This is a genomic window from Arsenophonus endosymbiont of Aphis craccivora, from assembly GCF_013460135.1.
GTDB classification, from domain to species: Bacteria; Pseudomonadota; Gammaproteobacteria; order Enterobacterales; family Enterobacteriaceae; genus Arsenophonus; species Arsenophonus nilaparvatae.
On the sequence record NZ_CP038155.1, the window covers coordinates 1232646 to 1258397 of the forward strand.

Here is a 25752-nt window from a genome sequence, read left to right on the forward strand (position 1 = left end):
AGTTATCTCTTCTGATGAAAAATGCAAAGATAAATAACATTGAGTTAATGTGAAAATTTTTATTAAACATTAACCAACTCTTTATACTAAAAAACCAGATATTGCTGGTTTTTTAGTATAAAAATGAATTTTAATTATTTTTTAGTCTGATGCGACGCTTGCAAATCTGCCAGATCAACTGCAATTTTCACTGTTTCATCAAGATAGGGATCTGGTAATTCATAATTTTTAGGTAAATCATCTATCGTTTTTAATGGTGCTTTCCCTTGTAGAGCAAAGCGTTCATTAATACGACTTAATTTAATTGTGTCCGCTTCTCGATTTTCCTTTTCACGCTTAACATAATTAAGCGAAATAATATTTTTACTCGCCTTCATAGCGCGATAGCGGGCAATATCTTCCTCAATATATTTAAACTCAGGATTTTTCGCTATGCGTTCCTTGTAATTAGCAATTAAATTAGCAACATATTGGCTAATATTACCGACAACACTATAGCTAGCAGGCATAATGCTATCCCAAGTTAAGGCATTATCTTCAAAATTCTCACCCGTTTCAGCTGGATCGATACCCGTTGGCATAACGATATCCGGTGTAACACCTTTGCGCTGGGTACTACCACCATTGATGCGGTAAAACTTCTGAATAGTATATTGGACAGAGCCTAAAGCCGGCCAATCTGGACGTAACATATGATCATAGACACGACTTAAAGGATGATATTGCTGAACGGTACCCTTACCAAAAGATGATTCTCCAACAATTAACGCACGACCATAATCCTGCATTGCAGCAGCAAAAATTTCTGACGCTGATGCACTAAAGCGATCAATTAATACCGTAAGTGGGCCTTTATAATAAACGACATCATCATCATCCACATCCTGACGAATTTTACCGTTGTTATCACGTACCTGAACAATTGGACCACTTGGAATAAATAAACCGGATAATGATACTGCTTCGGTTAAAGCACCACCGCCATTGCCACGTAAATCAATGACAAGTGCCGTGACATGACTTTTATCCATTTTTTGTAACTGTGTTTTAACGTCATTAGTTAATCCAACGTAAAAACCGGGAATATCAAGTACGCCAACTTTTTTCTTGCCAACATTTTTGATCGTGAGTTTCACTGCCCTATCTTCCAGTCGAATATGCTCACGAATTAATGTCACGCTATGGGGCTTGGCGCGTTTCGAATCTGAAATAACTTCAAGACGTACCTTACTACCTTTAGGTCCTTTGATAAGGGCAACAACATCATCTAGTCGCCAGCCAACAACATCTGTCATCGACTTGCCCGTTTGGCCTACACCAATAATCTTATCGCCGACCTTTAATAATTTACTTTTTGCTGCCGGACCACACGCCACCATTGAGTTGATAATAATATCATCTTCATCTTGCCGAAGTACTGCGCCTATTCCCTCCAATGACAAACTCATTTCTGAGTTAAACTGTTCGGTATTACGAGGAGAGAGATAGTTAGTATGCGGATCTATTTCTCTAGCAAAAGCATTCATAATCAACTGAAAAACATCTTCACTTTGCGTTTGCGCAAGACGTTTTAATGCAAAATTATAGCGTTTTGTTAATATTGGCTTAATTTCGCTGTCATTTTTACCTGACAACTTAAGATTCAACCAATCACATTTAACTTTTGCATTCCACAGCTTATTTAACTCCTCAACGGTTTTAGGCCAAGGCGCTTTACTTCTATCAACTTCAATAACATCGTTATTAGCAAAATCTAGCGGCATATTAAGCCGCGATAAAGCATATTGAAAACGTTCATAGCGACGCTGTTGAGCTAAATTAAATATTGCATAAAACTCATTTAGATGACCGGTTTCAAGCTGCTGTCCTACTTTGCTTTTCTCACTATCAAATTTGTCAATATCCGATTGTAAAAAAACATTATGGCTATAATCCAACAGATTTAAATAACGAGCAAAAATCTTACTAGAAAAGTTTTCATTCAAATTAAATTGGCGATAGTGAGAACGGGTAAAACGTGAAACAACTCTTTCGCTAATAATGGCATGCTGGCTTTCCTGTTGAAGCTGAGGAAGCTTCTGAGTTGTTATTAGTGTTGGAGGCGCTACAGTATCTGCGAATGACGTAGCCATTGCAGTTATACCAAACACAAAAGCCAGTTTAATATAATTATTCATGCCGTGATTGGCCTCAGTATCAGAACTTTAAATGCTCAGCGCGTACGATCATTGCCAATCCTGTCGGCAATTGTACCCGAACACCATCCTTAGCTATCTCCAGCACTGACGCATCTACGATACTTTGGCCAACCATAACCTTTAATACTTGACCAACTTTTAATGTAGAAATATCCGTTACAGACTGTAATTTGGCTAGATTGGCCATTTTACTATTATGAGTTTTTTTAGCTTGATTTTTAGAATAAGAATGATGTTTATGTTTTTTATTTATTTCCTTAGTCTTAGTCGTTGAGCGAGAAGACTCACTTTTCTTACTAGAAGTTGCCGATAAGATCTTTTCGTTGTCTACCTTCTGGACTTTCTGTTGAAATTCCCGTTTTCTTACTTTTTGCTCTGTTCGTTGAGTCTGAATACGAGCCTTTGCATCCATTAGCTGCTGACGCGCATACTCCACATGTTCTGATTCCAGATCACCACAATCATTGCCATCCAAATCAACACGTTTAGCACCTTCTTTGACACCATACAGATAACGCCAACTAGAAGTATACATTCGCAAAGCAGATCGCAATTGGGTTTTACTGATACCATCCTCTTCAGTAAGTCTTGCCACAATATCCTGAAAGATTCCAATCTTCAGTGGACGAGCCTCACCTTCAGCAATAAAGCATTGAGGAAAACGCTTAGCCAAAAAAGCAATTATTTCTTTACTACTATTCAACTTAGGTTGATTTTCCATGAAATTTCCTGATTACAACGGTTTTGCCAACCAACGCAGGCATGAACAGGCGATATTATAATAGCGTTGCAGACAATTGCCACGCAAACCAACTGTTAAATTACATTAATTTGTGGATATTTTGGTATAACACATGCTTTCAAGTGGTTACAAAGTATTACAACTAAGGCTTTAAGACCATTTTCATCCTCTTCATCAAAACGATCAAAAATAGGACTATCAATAATATCTAATACGCCAATTAACTGTCGATTGACTGCTAGCGGCAAAACTATCTCTGAACGACTGAGACTAGCGCAAGCAATGTGCCCAGTAAAAGAATGGACATTAGCAATACGCTGTACTCTATTTTCCATAAAAGCAGTCCCACAAAAACCTTTTCCTTGCGCAATACGTACACATGCGACCTTGCCATGCAAAGGGCCAAGCACAAGCGTATCATGACTTTTCAGATAAAACCCTAGCCAATTAATATTATCCAATCTTTCAAACAGCAGTGCACTCGTATTTGCAAGCGTGGCAATAAAATCATATTCACCTGCAATTAAGCTAGTTAAATCACATGAAAGATCATGATAAAAGACTTTTTTTCCCTAACATCCCGTTTGTCAAATTCTACATATACTCATCTGGTAGATAAATCACAAATATGGCAATTTTTTATCTCTCTAGGTGAACAATTCGCTATATTAATCGTTATGTTTTTTAACTTATTGTAATTTAACTGGCCGGTCAAATCACACAATAAATGAAAATTAATTCAAATTTTAGCTAATTATTAAATATGAAAAAAGTTTCAATAAAAAAATTATAAGCATTTTCAGTAATAACATATAACAACAAAACCGGCGATAATCATTTTCGGCTATCTTTTTATTCTATTAACGGCTTTGTTGAATAAATCAGAATTAGCCGACAGGATGGCTCCCTCTGCTACAGCTGTTATCCGATCCTGAAGCTGTGTGGCATACCCAACAACGTCATACGGTTCAGCGCTTTGACCATCGCCATTGCTTCACCTACCTGAGCCTCATAGTCACGCAGCCTCAGATGGCCACCCAGCAAAGTTTTTATGCGGAACATCGCTGTTTCTGCCACTGAACGCCGGTGATAACCCACTTTCTTTTTCCACATATCATTACTCCTGCTCAGACGCTGATTCGCCACCGCATGGTTACGTTCATGGTACTTATCCGGCCAGTATTTCGCTCCGCTTCGCGGCGGGATAAGGGGCCTGATTTTCTTTCTTAGCAACGCATCGTGGTAGTAACAGGCGTCATAAGCACCGTCTGCTGACACTTCCCTGATTTTCCGGTGGGTTTGGTTAATCAGGCCCGGCAGTGCCTGCGCATCTGTCGTTCCGCTGAGCGATAAGTCGGCACAGATAATCTCATGAGTCACACTGTCTGCTGCCAGATGAAGCTTGCGCCACACTCTTCGTCTGTCAGCCCCATGCTGCCTGACTTTCCTTTCACCTTCGCCAAAGACCTTCAGACCGGTACTGTCGATGACCAGATGCGAGATTTCACCACGCGTTGGCGTTTTTATGCTGATGTTGACGCTCTTTGCTCGTCTGCTGACCAGCGAGTAGTCCGGACAGCACAGCGGCAAAGACATGAGTTTAAAAATCGAATCAACGAAGCCCTGTAATGCCCGGAGCGACAGGTTAAACACACGCTTCATCATCAGGACAGTGGTAACAGCCATATCGCTGTAGTAAAGCGGCCGGCCACGACCTTCAGGCGAAGAACTGTCAGTCCATCCAGCGATGGCCGACTCATCAAGCCAGACCGTCAGGGAACCGCGTTGTCTGAGTGCCTTGTTGTACGCGGGCCAGTTGGTAATTTTAAACTTTTGCTTTGCCATGGGGACCTGATGTTGAAACGAATTTAGCGATCAGCTCCGCCAATCACCTAAAAGTTCGATTTATTCAACAAAGCCCCAATCACCTAAAAGTTCGATTTATTCAACAAAGCCTCTATTAACCTAAGCCCTATTTGTATTTAAATTAGCAATATTGATTCATCGCAATTTATTTGTAATTTAGTCGCTTATAATTTCGTCTAAGGTACATTTTTCATTAACATAAAAGTTATTTAAAACTGTTAATTTTCAATAAGTAATAGTAAAAAAGCCACCCGTTTACCACCATCCCAATAATTTTGGAAAAGCGTTCCATTTATACTATTCTAAAAACTTAAAGTATCTATAGCGATTTGTTAACATTTTAAATAATGAGTGGGGATCACAGATGAATAGAGCAAAACTAAAAATTTCCACCTACGTTATTGATGATGCACTCTTGGCTGACGCAGCTGAAAACACTATCAGTATCCCTTGTGAATCAGATACTGAATTTTGTATGCAACTTGATGGCTGGGATGAAAATACAAGCATTCCGGCAAAACTAGATAATAAACCTGTTCTTCTCTATCGCCAGTACTATGATAAAAAAAAGCATCATTGGATTATGAGAATAGTGTAGTCATATCAGAATTAAAAAAGAGACCGAGCTAATTCCAATACTCGGTCTTGGGAAATGGCTCTAGAGAGCCGTGTGCTAAAATTTGTCATAGAGACGTAACAAAATGCAATTTAATACTAGCTGTCAGTTACAAAATTAGCCAGTAATAAAAACACATTTATTACACTAAATTAACATTAATTGTTTTCATAGAATAAAATATTTACTAGCCAAAAATTAAATTTAAATTGCCCTTACTTTCTCTCAAATTCGAAATATATTCGGTATGTTTTCTTAATTTTGACAGTCACCAAAATTAATAATTTTTTAAAAAATCGGATTCGTTTAAATAAAATTACAAACAAAACTATTTCGATAGAAATTATAAGGCAAACAATAATTTTTAATTAGTTTTTACAAAGATTTTGCGCGATTTTGAGTATCGGAGTGATGTCTATTTTCTGCTGTGATAAATCTGCCGGTTTGAGTAATATAGGGCTTTGTTGAATAAATCGAACTTTTAGGTGATTGGCGGAGCTGATCGCTAAATTCGTTTCAACATCAGGTCCCCATGTCAAAGCAAAAGTTTAAAATTACCAACTGGCCCGCGTACAACAAGGCACTCAGACAACGCGGTTCCCTGACGGTCTGGCTTGATGAGTCGGCCATCGCTGGATGGACTGACAGTTCTTCGCCTGAAGGTCGTGGCCGGCCGCTTTACTACAGCGATATGGCTGTTACCACTGTCCTGATGATGAAGCGTGTGTTTAACCTGTCGCTCCGGGCATTACAGGGCTTCGTTGATTCGATTTTTAAACTCATGTCTTTGCCGCTGTGCTGTCCGGACTACTCGCTGGTCAGCAGACGAGCAAAGAGCGTCAACATCAGCATAAAAACGCCAACGCGTGGTGAAATCTCGCATCTGGTCATCGACAGTACCGGTCTGAAGGTCTTTGGCGAAGGTGAATGGAAAGTCAGGCAGCATGGGGCTGACAGACGAAGAGTGTGGCGCAAGCTTCATCTGGCAGCAGACAGTGTGACTCATGAGATTATCTGTGCCGACTTATCGCTCAGCGGAACGACAGATGCGCAGGCACTGCCGGGCCTGATTAACCAAACCCACCGGAAAATCAGGGAAGTGTCAGCAGACGGTGCTTATGACGCCTGTTACTGCCACGATGCGTTGCTAAGAAAGAAAATCAGGCCCCTTATCCCGCCGCGAAGCGGAGCGAAATACTGGCCGGACAAGTACCATGAACGTAACCATGCGGTGGCGAATCAGCGTCTGAGCAGGAGTAATGATATGTGGAAAAAGAAAGTGGGTTATCACCGGCGTTCAGTGGCAGAAACAGCGATGTTCCGCATAAAAACTTTGCTGGGTGGCCATCTGAGGCTGCGTGACTATGAGGCTCAGGTAGGTGAAGCAATGGCGATGGTCAAAGCGCTGAACCGTATGACGTTGTTGGGTATGCCACACAGCGTCAGGATCGGATAACAGCTGTAGCAGAGGGAGCCATCCTGGCGGCTAATTCTGATTTATTCAACAAAGCCCTGTAATAGCTAAACCTACGCGAGAAGTTTCACGGTATTTAGCATTCATATCTTTACCTGTTTCATACATGGTCTCGATAACTTTATATAAAGAAATTCGCGGTTCACTTGTTCTACGTAATGCCATTCTTGCCGCATTAATAGCTTTTACTGACGCAATTGCATTACGTTCAATGCAAGGGACTTGAACTTGTCCTGCAACCGGGTCACAGGTAAGACCTAAATTATGCTCCATACCAATTTCAGCGGCAATACAGACTTGTTCAGGATTACCACCCAGCAATTCCGTTAATCCAGCAGCGGCCATTGAACAGGCAACACCGACTTCACCTTGGCAGCCGACTTCAGCACCTGATATAGAGGCATTCATTTTGTAAAGAATACCAATTGTCCCTGAAGCTAAAAAGTAACGATTGTAAAGAGCCGGTGTAATAGGTTCTATACAATGATCATAGTAAGCTAACACAGCAGGAACGATGCCGCAGGCACCATTAGTGGGTGCTGTTACGACACGACCACCGGCGGCATTTTCTTCGTTGACCGCTAATGCAAACATATTGATCAGATCAACGACATCCATTGGGTCATTGGACATTTTTTGGGAAGCAGTCAGCATGCGATGTAATGCCGGCGCGCGTCGGGGGACGCGAAGAGGGCCGGGTAAAATACCTTCAGTATTAAGCCCTCTATCGATACAAGCCTGCATGGTATGCCAAATATTGGCAAAATAGTGGTCAATTTCTTCTTTCGTATGCAGCGCTAATTCGTTTTTCATCATAAGACTAGAAAAAGATAAACCGGTTTTCTTACAATGAAGTCACAGTTCAGCTGCTGAGTTATAGGCATAGGGTACTTTTTTATTAGTAGATATTTGTTGGCCAAAATGTTCTTCATCAACAATGAAGCCGCCACCTATCGAGTAATATGTTTTACTGAATATTTGCTTATCATTATTGAAAGCGGTAATGGTCATACCATTTTCATGTAATGGTAAATTATTATAATGAAAATTTATCCCGCCTTGGCGTGGAAAATCAACATAATGGCTTGTATTTGCTAAAGATAAACGTTCAGTTTGCTCAACATTGGCAATAAAATCTGCAATTGATTCAATATCAACGGTTGCTGGCAAATTACCCGCTAAACCCATAATAATAGCAATATCAGTATGATGTCCCTTTCCGGTTAATGAAAGTGAACCATAAATATCAACAGCGATACGAGTGATGGAGGAAAGTAAATTTTTTTCTACCAATTGATCGACAAATTCTTTACCCGCTTTCATTGGACCAACGGTATGAGAACTGGATGGGCCAATACCTACTTTAAACATATCGAAAACACTGATCACTAAGAACCCCTGGAAAAAGAAAAACGATAAAGTAATCACTTAAGACTACATGTTATGGTTGTAATATTACCGTGTTATAATAGATTGCCCGTTTATAGTTTTTTTTGAAATATACTAGTAGCAGTGAATAAAATGTAAAATAAAAAGATTTCTTATTTTTTGCCTATTTTAAACAAGTTTTAGGGCCAATTTATTGATAATTGTTGCAGTTAATCCCCAAATTAGATATTGATTGTATCGATAAAAGAACAGACGCTTTTTATGGCCTGCATTATTGATCATAATGGAATGATGATGAGTTAAGGCGAGGGCGTGCTTCAGTGGGACTTCAAAAATAGCGGCTACTTAGGCTTGATTTTTGTAATAAGAAACCTTTGTTGATAGTAATCCAACAATAGGCGTCACTAAATAGCCACTATGGCTTTTTATTGGCAGCATTTTTCCGAGGATCTGCACCTGATTTGGCAAAATATTAATTTCTTCATAAGATTCAAGTAAGGCCGTTTCAATTAAATTATGATCATAGGGTTCACGAGCGCCACCAGGAAAAGAAATCTGACTAGCATGAAGGCGCAAGTTATCAGTTCTTTTGGTAAATAGCAGAGTGGGTTCAGGTTTGCAAATAATGGGTAATAGTACAGCGGCACTTTTTTTTGCGCTATCGGTATTAACAGGTTGAGCATTACCAGTGGCGATAGGTAATATTAATTGAACTCGGTTAATAAAATTATCTAACATATTCATTAACATTGATTATTTTCTAATACGGGTAATATTCTACTCAGTTTATCAAAAGTCTCTTGATACTCTTTTTCGGCGGTACTATCTGCCACAATTCCACCGCCTGCCCAACAATAAAGGTTTTGATTTTCAGTTAATAAGGTACGTATGCTGATGTTTGTATCCATCGTACCGCAGAAACTGATATAACCAATTGCTCCGCAGTAACTATGGCGACGATGAGGTTCAAGCTCATCAATAATTTCCATTGAACGTATTTTAGGCGCGCCGGTAATTGAGCCGCCTGGAAAGCAGGCTTTTAATAGCTCAGTGGGATGATAGCTAGAAGGCAATTGTGCAACAATAGTGCTAACTAAATGATGAATAGCCGGAAAAGATTCAACCACAAAAAGTTCTGGTACACTGACTGTTCCTGGTATTGCAACTTTACCAATATCATTACGCAATAAATCAACTATCATTACGTTTTCAGCGCGATCTTTGGTTGATAATTGTAAACTTTTTATCTGTTTTTGATCTTCTTGGGCATCAGTCAGCCTAGGCAATGTGCCTTTGATTGGACGGGTTTGAATTGAATTGTCGTTCAGCCAAAGAAAACGTTCAGGGGATACACTGAGCACGCAATGTTGTTCTAAACGAATGAAGGCGGAGAAGGGTGCCTGATTATTTTGATTAAGTTTAAGAAACGCTTCCCATTCATTACCCTGATATTTGGCTTTAAAACGTTGCGCTAAATTAATTTGGTAACAATCACCATCGTGCAAATATTGATGAATTTGGCTAATTTTATGGTGATATTGCTGTCTTGACATGTTACTTTGCCATGGTTCACACATTTGAAACTGTTCAGTTGGTATTTTCGTTTGGTTTTCTAACCATGACAAGCGTTGTTCAACATTTTGATAACTGAGCAAAGTTACTATTTTTTTATGGTGATCAACAATTAATGCCCAAAGATAAACACCGATCGCCATATCGGGAAAGCTTAATTCTTTCTTAGCAAGTTCCGGCAGAATTTCTATTTGCCGGCCTAAATCATAGCCCCATATACCTAAAGCTCCGCCTTGGAAAGGAAGATCGCTATTCACTGTGAAAGTGAGATTCAAATGTTGCATTTCACTTTTTAATAGCTCAAATGGATCAAGTTCTGAGCTGATTTTTTCATTTTCACGGTTAATTTGCGTGATACTGTCTCTTGTTTCTAACGTGGTTACTGGATCAGCGACTACAATATCAAAACGGTTATGTGGATGGCTTGCATTACCCGAATGTAATAACATCGCCCATGGCTGGCTGGCGATAGCATTAAAATAATTTAAAGCGGCATCTAATGAATAAGGTAATTGAATTTTTTGCAGGCGCATATTTATTAGGCAACGATAAGGGTTATTAACGAATATACTACCATAAAATAACGTTTTTCATATGTCAAACTATGCTAATGTTATATTGATAATGATCTTTAAATAAAAAATGAGTAAAAAATAAATGTTTTCAGATATGCCAACGTTAAATCATCAGGAGCCACAAGAAGCTGCTGAACGTATTCATCAATTGATGGCTGATGGAATGAGTAGTTGGGAAGCGATTGCTTTAGTCGCTAAGGAGATCCGTGCAAAGCATGCGGTTAAAAAGCAAACTGATAACGACCTTAAATAAGAGAAATAACATTTTTTATGTTATTGCATATTGTTGATATGATGGATATGCCTTTACACCTCTAATTATACTTACTTTTCATAAGAAAATGTTTAGGAGTAAATGAAAGTGATGAAGATGCTTTTTATGTTGCTAGCTATGATATTATCCACGTTATTATCTTTTTCAATAACAGCTCAGGATATTGAAATTAATGAGGGAAGAACGGCTAAATTCATCAATTTTGATAATTTAAACCCGCAGCAAATTGGTGCAAAAGTGAAGAATGATTTTATTCAAACTCGCTTGCCATACTGGAATAAGGATAAAAAGTTACTTGGTGGTTCGAATGTAGTTGCATGGGTAAATAAGAATAGCATTCCAGCAATCAAACATGGTTATAGAATCCCTTTGAGCGTTAGGGGTACGAAAAAAGATGTTAGCTATCAGGTGATTGTTAATTGACAGGATGAAACCATTACTTATCAAATTAAAAGCTATTAGCGATTAATAAATTAACAGCAAAAAGTTGTCAGCATATTAACATTTATGGTTATTTTTATATTAGCCTTTTCGCGGATCGTAAGGTAATTGCTCCAGAGTATGAGAAATTTTGCGAAATAGCTTAAGCCGCTGACGAAAATGCTCTCGCAAATGCACCGCTTGCTCTGCTTCAACTCTATCGGCAATAACCGGCATATTGTATCTTTCCTTAAATGCCACACTTGCAGCGGCAAGATCAAGATTTAGTTTTTCCCTCTCCTCTTTTGCTAATTCGGCGAGATTGTAGCTCATACTCGTATTTTCGACCCCATCAAATATGATTTCTACATTAATTTTAGTAAACGAGACATAGTTTGTCTTGAATAAATATGTAACTATTTATTATTTCTATAATATTTTAATAGTGATTGTAATGAAAGTGATCTATTTTAGGCCATTATTTTGATCAAATAATGGTTAATTTTAGTTTTATTTTAATTACAACACCTTTATCATTGGTATAACTGAAGATAATAAAATTGAACTTTATTTAAAAACATAGGAAGTGTGAACAATGTTACAGCAAGAGATGGGGCATATGTAACGTTTATTTAATTATCTTAGCGATACTGGTGAAATGCCGATATTAGGTCAAATTGATGCTCCGCCTGCAGAATTTAATTCTGTAAAAGAGGTTTTTGAAAAAACCTATCAACATGAACAAAATATTACACATGAAATTAATGCTCTTGTACATATGGCATTGGAGATGAAAGACTACTCGACATTTAATTTTTTGCAGTGGTATGTTGCAGAACAACATGAAGAAGAAAAGTTATTCAAATCAATTTTGGATAAGTTTGATTTCGTTGGCGAAGATGGTAAATCACTATTTTTATTAGATAAAGAGTTGAAAGCAATGTCTAGCGCTGTGCGGCTTTGTTGAATAAATCAGAATTAGCCGACAGGATTGCTCCCTCTGCTACAGCTGTTATCCGATCCTGACGCTGTGTGGCATACCCAACAACGTCATACGGTTCAGCGCTTTGACCATCGCCATTGCTTCACCTACCTGAGCCTCATAGTCACGCAGCCTCAGATGGCCACCCAGCAAAGTTTTTATGCGGAACATCGCTGTTTCTGCCACTGAACGCCGGTGATAACCCACTTTCTTTTTCCACATATCATTACTCCTGCTCAGACGCTGATTCGCCACCGCATGGTTACGTTCATGGTACTTGTCCGGCCAGTATTTCGCTCCGCTTCGCGGCGGGATAAGGGGCCTGATTTTCTTTCTTAGCAACGCATCGTGGCAGTAACAGGCGTCATAAGCACCGTCTGCTGACACTTCCCTGATTTTCCGGTGGGTTTGGTTAATCAGGCCCGGCAGTGCCTGCGCATCTGTCGTTCCGCTGAGCGATAAGTCGGCACAGATAATCTCATGAGTCACACTGTCTGCTGCCAGATGAAGCTTGCGCCACACTCTTCGTCTGTCAGCCCCATGCTGCCTGACTTTCCATTCACCTTCGCCAAAGACCTTCAGACCGGTACTGTCGATGACCAGATGCGAGATTTCACCACGCGTTGGCGTTTTTATGCTGATTATGAGGCTCAGGTAGGTGAAGCAATGGCGATGGTCAAAGCGCTGAACCGTATGACGTTGTTGGGTATGCCACACAGCGTCAGGATCGGATAACAGCTGTAGCAGAGGGAGCCATCCTGGCGGCTAATTCTGATTTATTCAACAAAGCCATCTGACATATTATGTAAAAAATTTTCATTTAATCTTCTTGTTTATTCTAATAAATATTTTATATTAGTGACTTTAATATAATCAGTATTAGATTTTCTGATTTAATTAAATAATCTATATTTAGTTAAAAACAATTTTCTTTACTTTTTTTATATTTAATTTTATCGGCTAACTAAAAAATATTTTTTAATGAGTTAGTAATTGTTTTCAAAATGGATTTGTCAGTGTAGAATTTTTGCCAATTTTTTATACATCATGTTGTGTATGTTGGGTAGTTATAATGAAAGAGAATAATTTTTGTCAGAAAATAGCGCGGCGCAGAACCTTTGCTATCATTTCTCACCCTGATGCAGGGAAAACCACGATCACAGAAAAAGTACTGTTGTTTGGCCAAGCTATTCAAAAAGCGGGCACAGTGAAGGGGCGTGGTTCGAATCAACATGCAAAATCTGACTGGATGGAAATGGAAAAACAACGCGGGATCTCGATTACCACTTCGGTAATGCAATTTCCTTACCAAAATTGCTTGATTAATTTGCTTGATACCCCAGGGCATGAGGATTTTTCGGAAGATACTTATCGGACCTTAACGGCGGTCGATTGTTGTTTGATGGTGATTGATGCAGCTAAAGGCGTTGAAGATCGTACGCGTAAATTGATGGAAGTAACACGGTTACGTGATACACCTATTTTAACCTTTATGAACAAATTGGATCGCGATATTCGCGATCCAATGGAATTAATGGATGAGGTTGAAAGTGAATTGAGTATCGCTTGTAGCCCGATTACCTGGCCAATTGGTTGTGGCAAGTTATTTAAAGGGATTTATCATCTTTATCGTAATGAAACTATTTTATACCAGAGTGGGCAAGGGCATGCTATTCAATACGTTGTTGTTATTAAAGGATTAAATAATACCGAATTGGACAAAGTTATTGGAGACGATTTTGCTGCTCAGCTACGAGAAGAGCTTGAACTAGTAAAGGGTGCTTCTCATGAATTCAATTTAGACGCATTTTTACAAGGCAAGTTAACACCCGTCTTTTTTGGCACCGCTTTAGGTAACTTTGGTGTTGATCATATGTTAGATGGTTTGGTCAATTGGGCGCCAACTCCTATGCCTCGGCAGGCTGATAGTCGTATCGTTAATGCCGAGGAAGAAAAATTTTCTGGTTTTGTGTTCAAAATACAAGCCAATATGGATCCCAAACATCGTGATCTGGTGGCTTTTTTGCGGATTGTGTCAGGTTGTTATCAAAAGGGTATGAAACTTTATCAGGTACGAAATAAAAAAGAGGTGGTTATTTCAGATGCGCTTACTTTTATGGCCGGTGATCGTTCCCATGTTGAAGAAGCGTTTCCAGGTGATATCATTGGCTTGCATAATCATGGCACTATTCAGATTGGTGATACTTTTACCCAGGGAGAAGTGTTAAAATTTACCGGTATTCCTAATTTTGCGCCTGAACTATTCAAACGCATCCGTTTACATGATCCGTTAAAGCAGAAACAGTTACTTAAAGGATTGGTTCAGTTATCCGAAGAGGGTGCGGTTCAGGTATTTCGTCCTTTGGCCAATAATGATCTTATTGTTGGTGCTGTTGGTGTGCTTCAGTTTGATGTGGTGGTAGCGCGCTTGAAGAGTGAATATAATGTTGAAGCTATTTATGAGCCAGTAAATGTTTCAACCGCACGTTGGATCGAATGTGATGACGTAAAAAAATTAGAAGAGTTCAAACGTAAAAATGAACAAAACCTGGCTTTAGATGGTGGCGATAACCTCAGTTATATTGCCCCAACGATGGTAAATCTTAATCTAACCCGCGAACGCTACCCTGAAATTCGGTTCTGCAAAACGCGAGAGCATTAATTTATGGCATATTGATTTTTTATTATATTACCCTCACTTGTTATTAGTGGGGGTATGACTATTTTTCAATTGCTGTATTTATTGGTTTCTCCCAAATTTTTAAGCCGCTAAAAATCTCACTATTAAACCCAATAGTAGATTTTGAATAGCAGATTGTATTTAGAGGGTCTACTATCAGTTTTAAGGGGGTAAAGCAATATGGGAAGACATATATCAGTCACATTGGGTAATATTGAGCCTTTAGCCTTCGAGGATAATGCATTTGACCTCGGTAAAATAGCATGAGTCTGTGAGGGGGGTGGACAGCGTGGTATTTTTACCGCCGGTGTATTGGATGAATTTCTCCGTGTTGGTTTCAACCCATTTAACATCATGATAGGGACATCGGCAGGCGCACAAAATTTATCGGCCTATCTTTGCCAACAGCGTGGTTATGCCCGTAAGGTGATCACTGATTATACCACTAAATCTCAATTTTTTAATCCACTACGTTTTATTCGTGGTGGCCATATGATTGATTTAGATTGGCTAATTGATATTACCTCCCGTGAATTACCCCTTGATTTCTCTACTGGATTATCTTACTTAGACAGCGGGCGTCAATTTTTCATCATTGCTTGTCGCTACGAGGATTTTAGTCCGGTTTATTTTCAACCAACACAAGATAGTTGGCTAGATATTATTCGGGCGTCAAGTGCTATCCCCGGCTTTTATCGCCAGGGAGCAGTATTTAATGGGGAGCTTTATCATGATGGTGGTATAACGGCTTCAATTCCTGTTGAAGAAGCTTATCGTCGTGGGGCAAAAACAATTGTGGTAATTAGAACGGTTCCTTCGGGAATTTATTATACATCTCAATGGTTAAAGAGGATGACTCGCTGGTTGGAACACCGCAATATACGGCGGATGGATAAGATGATAAAAGTACATATTAAAAGATATCAACAGACACAAAAATTTATTGCTGCGCCACAACCAGGTATCCAAATTTTTGAAATGTATCCACCGAAACCTTTAATGAGTTGTGCATTAGGTAGCCGTGCTTCAACCTTAGAGACTGATTATCATATTGGGCGTCAATGTGGCAGCTATTTTTTAACTAGTTTAAAACACTATTTTTCTAATGATAACTTAGCATCTTACCCGTATTCTATTGAAAATAATCAGGTTGCTAATCCGGCATCTTTGTCTGCGGAGATAATTTCGAATCAACAAGATGAAGAACCAAAATCAGGTGATGAAGGATTAGCCATTGATGTTCGTTGACACCCATTGTCATTTTGATTTTTCTCCTTTTATCCATTATATTGAAGATAGCTTTTCGCGCGCGGTGAAAGCTGGCGTGACTGATATCATTGACCCGACGGTTGGTATTGAGAATTTTGAGCGAGTATATTCACTGGCACAACAATATCCGCATTTATATGCTGCATTGGGTTTTCATCCTTTGTATATTGCAGATTTTTTACTTGATCATTTTGCTAAATTAGTGGCATTATTGCAGCAAAACAGCAATAAATATGTTGCTATTGGTGAAATAGGTTTAGATTATTTTGTTACTAATTCTGCGGTTAAGCAACAACAAGCATTGCTGATCCAGCAATTACAGCTGGCTAAACAGTATAATTTACCGGTTATTCTTCATTCGCGTAAAAGTCATGATCAACTAGCTGCTTTATTAAGACGATTTGACGTGCCGAAAAAGGGGGTAACTCATGGATTTGCTGGCAGTTTGTTGCAAGCTAATGCCTTTATCCGTTTAGGTTATTTTATCGGTATTGGTGGCGTTATCACCTATCAAAGGGCTAAGAAAACCAGAGCAGTAGCTGCGCAATTGCCGCTGTCGTCATTAGTACTTGAAACTGATGCCCCTGATATGCCATTAGCTGGATTTCAGGGGCAGGTTAATCGTCCTGAAAGAATAGGTTTGGTATTTGAGGCACTATGTAACCTTCGGCAAGAGTCAGCAGAGGAAATTGCAACACAGATTTATAACAATAGTTTACAACTCTTTAATATTAAAAAAGAGCAGACTAATATGGCTAAATAATCATACCAATAAGTTATTTAATTATAATTATGGTATTTTTTAGATAATTTTTGCCGGCAATATCGCTTTTCGTAAGTGATATGTGTCGCAAAATTTATTTTTCGTGATTTTTCGTTATGATTATTTGTGATACCGACTGTCAGTTATTAATGCGAAATTGTTATAATGTCTGCGCATTAAACTGGCAGTTTATTTTTTAAACTATATAAATGTTCATTTGTTATATAATACACAGGGATATTATTCATGCAACTCATTATGAGCCTGCTAGGGATGGTAGTATTGATTTTCATCGCTATCATTTTTTCCAGTAACCGTCGGGCAATTAAATTCCGTACCGTATTTGGTGCTTTTGTTATTCAAATGGCAATTGGCGCATTTGTTCTTTATATCCCTGCCGGTAGCCGCACTTTGGAAACTGTATCAGATGCAGTCTCTAGTGTGATTGGTTATGGACAAGTTGGCATGGATTTTGTCTTTGGTGGTTTAGTCTCTAATAAAATGTTTGAACTGTTTGGCGGTGGTGGTTTTATTTTTGCCTTACGTGTCTTACCGGTCATTGTTTTCTTCTCGTCATTGATAGCCGTACTTTATTATCTTGGTATTATGCAGTTTTTTATCAAAATCTTAGGTGGACTTTTGCAATGGATATTAGGCACCTCACGTACTGAGTCACTATCAGCGACCGCTAATATTTTTGTCGGTCATACAGAGGCGCCTTTGGTTGTCAGACCCTATATTGCCACCATAACAAACTCTGAGTTATTTGCTGTTATGTGTGGAGGATTAGCTTCGGTTGCTGGCTCGGTATTGGCCGGCTATGCGCAAATGGGGGTGCCAATGGAATATCTGATCGCAGCATCTTTTATGGCAGCACCAGGGGGATTGTTATTTGCCAAATTGATGGTACCGGAGACAGAGAAAACTCACGATGCAGTGAATATGGTCAGTGTGGCGAGCGGCGAAGAACGCCCAGTTAACATTATTGATGCTGCCGCCACTGGCGCTTCTTCCGGCATGCAACTCGCTCTAAATGTCGGTGCGATGTTGCTGGCATTTGTTGCATTAATAGCGTTACTTAACGGTATTTTGTCGGTTATTGGTGGCTGGATCCATATACCAGGCTTATCATTAGAATTGATCTTAGGCTGGATCTTTGCACCAATTGCCTATTTGATTGGTATCCCCTGGCATGAAGCGACAATTGCCGGTTCTTTTATTGGACAAAAGTTAGTGGTCAATGAATTTGTTGCTTATATGAATTTTGGCGAATATTTAAAACCTGATAGTGAAGTTATTGCCGCCGGTAAGCAAGTACTTTCTGAACATACTAAAGCCATAATCTCTTTTGCATTGTGTGGTTTTGCTAATTTAGCGTCAGTAGCCATATTACTGGGTGGTTTAGGTGGAATTGCCCCGAACCGTCGTAAAGATGTTGCTCGATTAGGTTTGAAAGCGGTATTAGCCGGTTCGTTATCTAATTTGATGAGTGCCACTATTGCTGGCTTCTTTTTATCGTTAGCGACTATGTAACTTAATCTGCTTGGTATATTAAACATTGAACGATTGTTTAATCGCTAAAGCAATAATGTCAGTAGCTTTGAGAATTATATGATGGAATTAAAACTTGCTGCACAACGCGCATTAAATTTGATGGATTTAACTCTGCTAAATGATGACGATACTGATGAAAAAGTGAAGATTTTATGCCATCAAGCCAAGACTGCACAAGGAAATACTGCCGCGATATGTATTTATCCTCGCTTTATTCCATTAGCACGTAAGATGCTAACCGAACAAAAAACCCAGAATATTCGCATTGCCACGGTAACTAATTTTCCATTTGGTGGTTATGATGTTGTGATTGCTACAGCTGAAACACAAGCTGCTATTGCTTATGGGGCAGACGAAGTTGATGTTGTTTTTCCCTATCGAGCATTAATAACCGGTAATAAGCAAATTGGTTTTGACCTGGTTAAAGAGTGTAAAGAAGTTTGTTTACCGAGAGGTGTCTTACTGAAAGTTATTATTGAAGCCGGTGAATTAAAACAGCCTGATCTTATTCGACAGGCAGCAGAAATTGCTATTGCTGCCGGCGCTGATTTTGTTAAGACATCAACGGGTAAGGTTGCGATAAATGCCACCCTAGAGAATGTTGAAATTATACTTAAAGTTATTCGAGATATGGACGTTGCTAGTCAGGTGGGTTGTAAGGTAGCAGGTTGCGTTCGTACGGTAGAAGGAGCTGCCAAATATCTGGTTTTAGCCGATCGAATCATGGGAAAAGAATGGGTAAATATTCGTCATTTTCGTTTTGGGGCGTCAAGCTTATTGTCTAGTCTATTAAATACATTAGGATGCCCAATAGATAATTTTACTGGCGACTATTAATTTTTATTGATCTTTTTATGCACTGTTTTAGTAATTATTGGCTGGCAGAAAAATGAAAATGTCTATTTTAATAATCTATGAAAATGATTGTTAATAAAAGAAATTTTTAGATAATAGCATCGATTAGTATTTTGTATTTATTGACGATAGTAAATAGTTATTATGAGCTCGAATGATGGAATGCGTTATTTTTTGTTTAATAATGGATTAATTGAATTTGGACTAACCAAGGGTAGTTATGAAACGTGTATTCATTATGGTGCTTGATTCTTTTGGTATTGGCGCTACGCCGGATGCGGATAGATATGGTGATGCTGGGGCGAATACTTTAGGCCATATTGCGACCGCTTGTGCGCAAGGGAAGGCTGATAAGGGTCGTAAAGGTAAACTCTTTTTGCCCAATTTATCGCGTTTAGGGTTAGCAAAAGCCGCTGAGGGGTCATCAGGAACATTGACAATCGGCCTGGATGAAGACACTGAGATTATCGGTGCTTATGGTTATGCGAGTGAGTTATCTTCCGGCAAAGATACCCCATCAGGTCATTGGGAGATCGCCGGGGTACCGGTTTTATTTGAATGGGGATATTTTAAACAGCAAAAAAATAGTTTTCCGCAACGATTATTGGATATGTTAGTTGAAGCGGTTAATTTGCCCGGTTATCTGGGAAATTGTCACTCGTCAGGCACGGTGATCTTGGATCAATTAGGTGAAGAGCATATGAAAACAGGTAAACCTATTTTCTATACTTCAGCCGATTCAGTCTTTCAGATAGCATGTCATGAAGAGACTTTTGGGGTTAAAAATCTTTATCAGCTTTGTGAAATAGCTAGAAAGACGCTAGATGAAGGTGCTTATAATATTGGACGTGTTATTGCTCGTCCTTTTATCGGCAATAAAGCTGGCTGTTTTCAGCGTACCGGTAATCGTCGAGATTATTCAGTTGAACCACCTGCACCAACCATCCTGCAAAAGCTGGTTGAAGAAAAAGCCGGCCAGGTGGTTTCAATTGGCAAAATTGCAGATATTTATGCCAATGTCGGTATTACTAAGCAAGTGAAAGCAACCGGTATTGAAGCGCTATTTGCGGCAAGCCTTGAGGAGATCAAAAAAGCGGCCGACAATACCATTGTGTTTACTAATTTTGTTGATTTTGATTCTTCATATGGACATCGTCGTGATGTTGCGGGTTATGCGGCAGGACTAGAGTTATTTGATAGTCTTTTACCTGAAATGCTGGCATTAATTGAGAATGAGGATGTTTTGATTATTACCGCAGATCATGGTTGTGACCCGACCTGGCTAGGAACTGATCATACGCGGGAAAATATTCCTATTTTAATTTATGGTCCGAAAGTAAAACCTGGGGCACTAGGTCATCGACAGACCTTTGCTGATATTGGTCAAACCGTTGCGCAATACTTTGGTTTATCGCCAATGGAATATGGCAAAACGCTATTTTAAGTATGATGGGAAATATTTGTTCATATTCCCGATTTTATCGATACGTAATAAAAGGAAATTTATTTATGGCCACCCCACATATTAATACTGAGATGGGCGATTTTGCGGAAGTTATGCTGATGCCAGGCGATCCTCTACGCGCAAAACATATTGCAGAAAATTATTTGACCGACAGCCGTCAGGTAAATGATGTTCGTGGTATGTTAGGTTTTACTGGTAATTATCAAGGTCGTAGCATTTCTGTGATGGGGCATGGTATGGGGATCCCTTCCTGTTCAATTTACATGAAAGAGCTAATTACTGACTTTGGTGTTAAAACAATAATACGAGTAGGATCCTGTGGCGCTATTAGCCATCAAGTAAAGTTACGCGATATTATTATCGGCCTGGGAGCATGCACCGATTCTAAAGTTAATCGACTAAAATTTGATGATAATGATTTTGCGGCTATTGCGGATTATCAGCTGGTTCATAATGCTGTAACTGCGGCTAAAGCAAAGAATCTCAACGTTCTGGTAGGTAATATTTTTTCTACTGATCTTTTTTATACGCCTCAAATGCAAGTGTTTGATACAATGGAAAAATATGGCATTTTGGGGGTGGAAATGGAAGCTGCTGGTATGTATAGCATTGCTGCGGAATATGGTGTCAAAGCACTAACTATTTGTACGGTTTCTGATCATATTCGTCGAGGCGAAAAGACAACTTCAGCAGAACGGCAAACGACATTTAATGAGATGGTTGAAATTGCGTTAGAAGCAGTATTATTACTGGATTAAAAATAAATCATTAAATTTAAATCAAGCAAGAAAGCAGATTGAAATCTGCTTTCTTTTTAGCAATTTTTATTTCTTTTGCTGATTGTTTGCCGAGCGACTATTGCTTATTGATAAAAAAGGTAACTTTGGCCAGTGTATTGAAATTGATTTAGATAAAATATTAGCCAGAACAAAACCGATAGTGAGTGCTAAAAGTAACATAATCCTTAATAAATTAGCCATATTATCTATTTGTTTAGATCATATACTAAATTGATGAGCATCAATGGTTAAACGTAAAAAGCCTTTTGGTTTTTTGGTATCGAAGATTGGAACAACCAATTGATAGTTAACATAGTTGTGGCATGGAGGGTGATTAAGGGATAATCGCTCTCGTAAAGCAACTTTTTCACCTGCATGCTGAATTTTGGTTCCATCATTAAGATAAACACTTGCATCGAGAATATGTTCATTAATAGTTAATTGATTAAGAATAGCCAGGATCTGTTTATTATTAAAATTCTTACCATCACTTTGTATATAATTGGATAAGCTAAAAGCAACTTGTTCAGCATGTGTATGAGACAATTCTTGAAACTGCTCGACTCTGATTTTCTGATGTAACTTACTAAAATAACTAACCTTTTGGATTAGAATAATGAGTAAGAAGAGGCAAATTAAAATGATAACAGTTTTATGTAATCGAAACTTTAATTTCTTTTTAATCATAATCGGCTCTTTTAAACTTAGTTCATTATCATATTGCCAGAGGTTAAGATGATAGGATAGTTTGAAAAGCCGTTTTTTTGTTGGCTAATTGTCGTGATTGGATGACAGGAGTATGAATTAATGTCGACGAGTTTAACCTATTGTTATTTGCCTAATGAGATCCAAAAATGGCCTGGATTACCGCTTTCACTAAGTGGTGAAGAGGTTATGCCTTTGGATTATCGGGCTGGAGATAGTGGTTGGTTGCTTTATGGACGAGGATTGAATAAGCAATGTATCAGTCAATTTCAACCACGCTCTGGTAATGCGATTGTGATTGTTTCTTCTTGGCGTAGGCTTTGTTGAATAAATCGAACTTTTAGGTGATTGGCGGAGCTGATCGCTAAATTCGTTTCAACATCAGGTCCCCATGGCAAAGCAAAAGTTTAAAATTACCAACTGGCCCGCGTACAACAAGGCACTCAGACAACGCGGTTCCCTGACGGTCTGGCTTGATGAGTCGGCCATCGCTGGATGGACTGACAGTTCTTCGCCTGAAGGTCGTGGCCGGCCGCTTTACTACAGCGATATGGCTGTTACCACTGTCCTGATGATGAAGCGTGTGTTTAACCTGTCGCTACGGGCATTACAGGGCTTCGTTGATTCGATTTTTAAACTCATGTCTTTGCCGCTGTGCTGTCCGGACTACTCGCTGGTCAGCAGACGAGCAAAGAGCGTCAACATCAGCATAAAAACGCCAACGCGTGGTGAAATCTCGCATCTGGTCATCGACAGTACCGGTCTGAAGGTCTTTGGCGAAGGTGAAAGGAAAGTCAGGCAGCATGGGGCTGACAGACGAAGAGTGTGGCGCAAGCTTCATCTGGCAGCAGACAGTGTGACTCATGAGATTATCTGTGCCGACTTATCGCTCAGCGGAACGACAGATGCGCAGGCACTGCCGGGCCTGATTAACCAAACCCACCGGAAAATCAGGGAAGTGTCAGCAGACGGTGCTTATGACGCCTGTTACTGCCACGATGCGTTGCTAAGAAAGAAAATCAGGCCCCTTATCCCGCCGCGAAGCGGAGCGAAATACTGGCCGGACAAGTACCATGAACGTAACCATGCGGTGGCGAATCAGCGTCTGAGCAGGAGTAATGATATGTGGAAAAAGAAAGTGGGTTATCACCGGCGTTCAGTGGCAGAAACAGCGATGTTCCGCATAAAAACTTTGCTGGGTGGCCATCTGAGGCTGCGTGACTATGAGGCTCAGGTAGGTGAAGCAATGGCGATGGTCAAAGCGCTGAACCGTATGACGTTGTTGGGTATGCCACACAGCGTCAGGATCGGATAACAGCTGTAGCAGAGGGAGCCATCCTGGCGGCTAATTCTGATTTATTCAACAAAGCCCTTGGCGTATTGATGATTATCAAGTCGTTCGTATCGCGGGTAGCTTAAGCGCAAAAATAAAGAAAATAGCTGAAGAGTGTGGTTTAGATGTTGTACCGCTGGGTAATATACCCCGTTTACGTGCGCCAGGCTTGTTGGTGATGGATATGTATTCAACGGCAATTCAGATCGAATGCATTGATGAAATTGCTCGTTTGGCGGGAGTTGGCCAGCAGGTTGCTGAAATTACAGAGCGCGCAATGCAAGGGGAAATTGATTTTAGTGAAAGTTTAAAAGCTCGGGTTAAGTTACTTGCTGAAGCCGACATGCAAATTTTGCAAAATGTATTAGAGCATATGCCACTGACACCAGGCTTAACCAGTATTGTCCGTAAGTGGCAGGCATTTGATTGGCATGTTGTTATTGTTTCAGGTGGATTTAATTTTTTTACTAATTATTTGAAGGAAAAATTAAAATTAACCGCTGCGGTGGCTAACAAACTTGAAATTAAAGATAACAAATTGACCGGTAAGGTGAATGGCAACATTGTGGATGCTAAAGTCAAAGCACAACCCTTCATAAAATTAGCTAGACAATTCTCTATTCCAATCGAGCAAACCGTTGCTATTGGTGATGGCGCGAATGATGTAAAAATGATCCGTAAGGCGGGATTGGGTATTGCTTATCATGCTAAATCTAAAGTACAGGACAGGGCAAAAGTAGCGATTCAACATGCAGATTTGATGGGTGTACTTTGTGTTTTAAGTGGTGGCTTAAAGCATGAAGCGCGTTAACGATCAAATCAATAAATAAAAGAGGCAATAACGGTGGCAAAAGCAATAAAAAGAGCATTTGTCTGTAATGAATGTGGTGCAGATTATCCACGCTGGCAAGGCCAATGTATCGCTTGTCATACCTGGAATACGATCACCGAGGTAAGATTAGCTGCCAGTTCTACTTCGCGAGCAGAACGCCTTAATGGTTATGCTGGTAGTGCTACAGGTAACCAAGTACAGAAATTGTCTGCCATTAGTTTAGAAGCATTGCCACGTTTTTCTACTGATTTCAAAGAATTTGATCGTGTTCTCGGTGGTGGTGTGGTACCTGGTAGCGCGATTTTAATTGGTGGTAACCCAGGTGCTGGTAAAAGTACATTGCTTTTGCAAACTATGTGTCGGCTTTCATCACAGATGAAAACTTTATACGTCACCGGTGAGGAGTCTTTACAGCAAGTGGCGATGCGAGCGCATCGATTAGGGTTACCGTCCGATAATCTCAATATGTTATCTGAAACCAGTATTGAGCAGATTTGTTTGATTGCAGAGCAGGAACAGCCAAAATTGATGGTGATTGATTCTATTCAGGTCATGCATATCGCGGATATACAGTCATCACCTGGTAGTGTGGCACAAGTCCGAGAAACTGCGGCTTATCTTACCCGATTTGCCAAAACACGAGGGATCGCCATTATCATGGTAGGGCATGTCACAAAAGATGGTTCTTTGGCCGGCCCGAAAGTGCTTGAACACTGCATTGACTGTTCGATAATGCTCGATGGTGAAGCAGATTCACGATTTCGTACCTTAAGAAGTCATAAAAATCGATTTGGTGCGGTTAATGAATTGGGTGTATTTGCCATGACAGAAAAAGGGTTAAAGGAAGTGAGTAACCCATCGGCTATTTTTCTCAGTAGAGTAGAAGAGATCACTTCGGGCAGCTCGGTGATGGTTGTTTGGGAAGGAACGCGACCATTGCTGGTGGAAATTCAGGCGCTAGTGGACTATTCAATGCTAGCTAATTCGCGACGCGTTGCTGTCGGTTTAGAGCAGAATCGATTAGCGATTTTGCTGGCTATTTTGCATCGGCATGGTGGATTACAGATGTCGGATCAAGATGTTTTTGTTAATGTTGTTGGTGGGGTTAAAGTGACGGAAACCAGTGCTGATCTTGCTTTACTCTTTTCTTTAGTATCCAGTTTCCGTAATCGTCCATTGCCGCGTGATGTTGTGGTTTTTGGTGAGGTTGGATTGGCGGGTGAAATCCGTCCAGTACCTAGTGGCCAAGAGCGGATTATTGAGGCGGCAAAACATGGTTTTAAACGAGCGATTGTTCCTTATGCTAATGTGCCCAAAAAACCATTACCCAATATGCAGTTATTTGGTGTGAAAAAACTGTCAGAGGCATTAACGGTTATGGAAAACTTTGATTAACCGGAGAAGCGATG

23 protein-coding genes and 7 pseudogenes are annotated in these 25752 nt (G+C 39.7%); 18 read left to right on the forward strand and 12 right to left on the reverse strand.

The annotated features are described in order from the left end of the window. Positions 1-134: 134 nt before the first annotated feature. From prc to E3U36_RS06490, 4 genes are all read right to left on the reverse strand, one after another. Positions 135-2132, reverse strand: a complete 1998-nt coding sequence (prc, locus tag E3U36_RS06475; RefSeq protein ID WP_439647291.1) for a carboxy terminal-processing peptidase — start codon at positions 2130-2132, stop codon at positions 135-137. A 64-nt stretch (positions 2133-2196) separates the two neighbouring features. Next, complete coding sequence (proQ, locus tag E3U36_RS06480; RefSeq protein ID WP_180815891.1) at positions 2197-2919, reverse strand: RNA chaperone ProQ; 723 nt, start codon at positions 2917-2919, stop codon at positions 2197-2199. Between the two features lie 95 nt (positions 2920-3014). After that, positions 3015-3464: a free L-methionine (R)-S-oxide reductase MsrC gene (locus tag E3U36_RS06485; RefSeq protein WP_180817562.1), complete on the reverse strand. Its 450-nt coding sequence runs from the start codon at positions 3462-3464 to the stop codon at positions 3015-3017. A gap of 397 nt (positions 3465-3861) precedes the next feature. Further along, positions 3862-4785, reverse strand: coding sequence for an IS5 family transposase (locus E3U36_RS06490; protein WP_180815892.1), 924 nt, complete (start codon positions 4783-4785; stop codon positions 3862-3864). Here E3U36_RS06490 and E3U36_RS12965 point away from each other — a divergent pair. After that, positions 4779-4904, forward strand: coding sequence for a hypothetical protein (locus E3U36_RS12965; protein WP_255479069.1), 126 nt, complete (start codon positions 4779-4781; stop codon positions 4902-4904). The genes E3U36_RS06490 and E3U36_RS12965 overlap by 7 nt on opposite strands. Before the next feature lie 266 nt (positions 4905-5170). Then, positions 5171-5404, forward strand: coding sequence for a DUF1480 family protein (locus E3U36_RS06495; RefSeq protein ID WP_180815893.1), 234 nt, complete (start codon positions 5171-5173; stop codon positions 5402-5404). Positions 5405-5790: 386 nt separating this feature from the next. Here the strand turns inward: E3U36_RS06495 and E3U36_RS06500 are convergent, their stop codons facing one another. Beyond that, positions 5791-5961 (reverse strand): hypothetical protein, encoded by a 171-nt coding sequence (locus tag E3U36_RS06500; RefSeq protein ID WP_180815894.1) that lies wholly within the window; start codon positions 5959-5961, stop codon positions 5791-5793. On the opposite strand from E3U36_RS06500, the gene E3U36_RS06505 reads away from it, so the two are divergent. Further along, entirely contained in the window at positions 5955-6878 is a 924-nt protein-coding gene (locus tag E3U36_RS06505; RefSeq protein ID WP_180815895.1) for an IS5 family transposase, read from the forward strand. The genes E3U36_RS06500 and E3U36_RS06505 overlap by 7 nt on opposite strands. A 45-nt stretch (positions 6879-6923) precedes the next feature. On the opposite strand, the pseudogene E3U36_RS06510 reads toward E3U36_RS06505, so the two are convergent. The 3 genes and pseudogenes from E3U36_RS06510 to pabB all read right to left on the reverse strand — a co-directional run bounded on the left by E3U36_RS06510 (position 6924) and on the right by pabB (position 10390). Continuing rightward, positions 6924-8285 (reverse strand): annotated as a pseudogene (locus E3U36_RS06510) (L-serine ammonia-lyase). 345 nt (positions 8286-8630) lie between these two features. After that, positions 8631-9029, reverse strand: coding sequence for a CoA pyrophosphatase (locus E3U36_RS06515; protein ID WP_369412928.1), 399 nt, complete (start codon positions 9027-9029; stop codon positions 8631-8633). After that, complete coding sequence (pabB, locus tag E3U36_RS06520; RefSeq protein ID WP_180815897.1) at positions 9029-10390, reverse strand: aminodeoxychorismate synthase component 1; 1362 nt, start codon at positions 10388-10390, stop codon at positions 9029-9031. Before pabB ends, E3U36_RS06515 begins: the two co-directional genes overlap by 1 nt. 124 nt (positions 10391-10514) lie before the next feature. Here pabB and E3U36_RS06525 point away from each other — a divergent pair, with 124 nt between their 5' ends. Together E3U36_RS06525 and E3U36_RS06530 are read left to right on the forward strand one after the other, a co-directional pair. Further along, positions 10515-10685: a YoaH family protein gene (locus tag E3U36_RS06525; RefSeq protein ID WP_180815899.1), complete on the forward strand. Its 171-nt coding sequence runs from the start codon at positions 10515-10517 to the stop codon at positions 10683-10685. A gap of 102 nt (positions 10686-10787) precedes the next feature. Then, positions 10788-11129 (forward strand): YebF family protein, encoded by a 342-nt coding sequence (locus E3U36_RS06530; protein ID WP_180815900.1) that lies wholly within the window; start codon positions 10788-10790, stop codon positions 11127-11129. A 99-nt stretch (positions 11130-11228) separates the two neighbouring features. Here E3U36_RS06530 and E3U36_RS06535 read toward each other — a convergent pair whose 3' ends face one another. After that, the gene (locus tag E3U36_RS06535; protein ID WP_180815902.1) at positions 11229-11459 is read right to left on the reverse strand and encodes a DNA polymerase III subunit theta; all 231 of its coding nucleotides are present in this window, start codon (positions 11457-11459) and stop codon (positions 11229-11231) included. 268 nt (positions 11460-11727) lie between these two features. On the opposite strand from E3U36_RS06535, the pseudogene E3U36_RS06540 reads away from it, so the two are divergent. Beyond that, positions 11728-12093 (forward strand): annotated as a pseudogene (locus E3U36_RS06540) (ferritin); the annotation flags it as partial. Between the two features lie 45 nt (positions 12094-12138). Here E3U36_RS06540 and E3U36_RS06545 read toward each other — a convergent pair. After that, positions 12139-12750: pseudogene (locus E3U36_RS06545) on the reverse strand (IS5 family transposase); the annotation flags it as partial. Here E3U36_RS06545 and E3U36_RS06550 point away from each other — a divergent pair. The 8 genes and pseudogenes from E3U36_RS06550 to deoD form a co-directional block, all read left to right on the forward strand. After that, positions 12748-12843, forward strand: a pseudogene (locus E3U36_RS06550) (IS5/IS1182 family transposase); the annotation flags it as partial. The pseudogenes E3U36_RS06545 and E3U36_RS06550 sit on opposite strands and share 3 nt — an antisense overlap. Before the next feature lie 337 nt (positions 12844-13180). Next, positions 13181-14770 carry a peptide chain release factor 3 gene (prfC, locus tag E3U36_RS06555; protein WP_180817563.1) on the forward strand — a complete coding sequence of 530 codons (1590 nt, stop codon included), beginning with the start codon at positions 13181-13183 and terminating at the stop codon, positions 14768-14770. Positions 14771-14968: 198 nt separating this feature from the next. After that, positions 14969-16036: pseudogene (locus tag E3U36_RS06560) on the forward strand (patatin-like phospholipase family protein). Further along, positions 16026-16820 (forward strand): TatD family hydrolase, encoded by a 795-nt coding sequence (locus tag E3U36_RS06565; RefSeq protein WP_180815903.1) that lies wholly within the window; start codon positions 16026-16028, stop codon positions 16818-16820. Before E3U36_RS06560 ends, E3U36_RS06565 begins: the two are co-directional and overlap by 11 nt. Before the next feature lie 246 nt (positions 16821-17066). Further along, on the forward strand, positions 17067-18353 hold the full coding sequence (locus tag E3U36_RS06570; RefSeq protein WP_180815905.1) for a NupC/NupG family nucleoside CNT transporter: 1287 nt from the start codon (positions 17067-17069) through the stop codon (positions 18351-18353). A 78-nt stretch (positions 18354-18431) separates the two neighbouring features. Then, positions 18432-19211 carry a deoxyribose-phosphate aldolase gene (gene deoC / locus E3U36_RS06575; RefSeq protein ID WP_180815907.1) on the forward strand — a complete coding sequence of 260 codons (780 nt, stop codon included), beginning with the start codon at positions 18432-18434 and terminating at the stop codon, positions 19209-19211. Positions 19212-19449: 238 nt separating this feature from the next. Then, positions 19450-20673, forward strand: coding sequence for a phosphopentomutase (gene deoB, locus E3U36_RS06580; protein WP_180815909.1), 1224 nt, complete (start codon positions 19450-19452; stop codon positions 20671-20673). A gap of 65 nt (positions 20674-20738) precedes the next feature. Then, positions 20739-21452, forward strand: coding sequence for a purine-nucleoside phosphorylase (gene deoD, locus E3U36_RS06585; protein WP_180815910.1), 714 nt, complete (start codon positions 20739-20741; stop codon positions 21450-21452). Between the two features lie 240 nt (positions 21453-21692). Here the strand turns inward: deoD and E3U36_RS06590 are convergent, their stop codons facing one another. Next, positions 21693-22160, reverse strand: coding sequence for an AhpA/YtjB family protein (locus E3U36_RS06590; protein ID WP_238337404.1), 468 nt, complete (start codon positions 22158-22160; stop codon positions 21693-21695). A gap of 120 nt (positions 22161-22280) precedes the next feature. Between E3U36_RS06590 and E3U36_RS06595 the strand changes: the two are divergent. Next, positions 22281-22490, forward strand: a pseudogene (locus E3U36_RS06595) (DUF5609 domain-containing protein); the annotation flags it as partial. Here the strand turns inward: E3U36_RS06595 and E3U36_RS12970 are convergent. After that, positions 22448-22576, reverse strand: coding sequence for a hypothetical protein (locus E3U36_RS12970; protein ID WP_255479070.1), 129 nt, complete (start codon positions 22574-22576; stop codon positions 22448-22450). The pseudogene E3U36_RS06595 and the gene E3U36_RS12970 sit on opposite strands and share 43 nt — an antisense overlap. On the opposite strand from E3U36_RS12970, the gene E3U36_RS06600 reads away from it, so the two are divergent. The 3 genes and pseudogenes from E3U36_RS06600 to radA all read left to right on the forward strand — a co-directional run bounded on the left by E3U36_RS06600 (position 22570) and on the right by radA (position 25738). Then, complete coding sequence (locus E3U36_RS06600; protein WP_180815912.1) at positions 22570-23493, forward strand: IS5 family transposase; 924 nt, start codon at positions 22570-22572, stop codon at positions 23491-23493. The genes E3U36_RS12970 and E3U36_RS06600 overlap by 7 nt on opposite strands. Positions 23494-23545: 52 nt before the next feature. Beyond that, positions 23546-24322 (forward strand): annotated as a pseudogene (serB, locus tag E3U36_RS06605) (phosphoserine phosphatase); the annotation flags it as partial. A gap of 33 nt (positions 24323-24355) precedes the next feature. After that, a complete protein-coding gene (gene radA / locus E3U36_RS06610) occupies positions 24356-25738 on the forward strand; it encodes a DNA repair protein RadA (RefSeq protein ID WP_180815913.1) in 1383 nt (460 codons plus the stop codon). Positions 25739-25752 lie beyond the last annotated feature (14 nt).